The organism is Xenorhabdus bovienii, from assembly GCF_024721015.1.
Lineage (GTDB): Bacteria > Pseudomonadota > Gammaproteobacteria > Enterobacterales > Enterobacteriaceae > Xenorhabdus > Xenorhabdus bovienii.
Map to the genome: position 1 here is coordinate 1 of NZ_JANAIF010000282.1, position 691 is coordinate 691.

The 691-nt window shown below is 49.5% G+C and carries 3 protein-coding genes; all 3 read right to left on the bottom strand.

What is annotated here, in order from left to right:
• Positions 1–205, bottom strand: a 205-nt coding sequence (locus NXS07_RS20580) for an antitermination protein Q (protein ID WP_258087582.1), incomplete at its 3' end; no start/stop codon positions are given.
• A 1-nt stretch (position 206) separates the two neighbouring features.
• Positions 207–560 (bottom strand): hypothetical protein, encoded by a 354-nt coding sequence (locus NXS07_RS20585; RefSeq protein WP_258087583.1) that lies wholly within the window; start codon positions 558–560, stop codon positions 207–209.
• The coding region (locus tag NXS07_RS20590; protein ID WP_258087584.1) for a recombination protein NinG at positions 557–691 on the bottom strand (135 nt) is incomplete at its 5' end. The genes NXS07_RS20590 and NXS07_RS20585, both read right to left, overlap by 4 nt.

The window sequence follows — 691 nt, forward strand, 5'->3', positions numbered from 1 at the left end:
AGAGACTCTCCACTGCTTCATCGGGTTTATTGATCCCATGTTTCGCCAAAAACAGTTCAATACCCATCCTCGCCTGAACGGACGCCAATCCTAGCGAGGCCATGACATCGGTAATTGAGAATGAATCAGTAGCGGTTGCGGCTGGAGAGTCACTAAACATAGCTGTTTTGGGTGAAAAATATTTCGGTAGTGATTCTAAATTCATCCTATCTCACCTCCGGCAATACTGTGTGTTGTCGTTTTACTCTGTTGACTAATCGCCGTACTGCCCCACGTGTAACATCAAATTTATTGGCCACGCTACGCTGTGACAGACCAGCGGCCAGTAAACCGATGATGAGCGGGGTATCGGACAGCTCTAATTTAACGACTGGGTATGGTTTTACGCCGTAATGCTCAAATCGCAGATCATCCAATGTTGACCATGCAGGGCGCTTGCAGTCTGTCAACCTAGTGACATAAAGGCGGTCTTTGCGTTGCCGAACAGCGAAATGCTTCCTCTCATCCCGTCGCCGTCTTCTGGCATAGGAAATCGCCTCGTTAAAGTTGTCGAATGTCATGCAGCCTCCCGTCTCAGTTCCCTGAGCTTTTGCCGGTACTCATCCCTGATGGCCTTACATTCCTCAATCGTCCAGCGATGGCGATCATGATTCGATTCGATAGCCTCAACCGGTTCCAGACCAATGCGCCG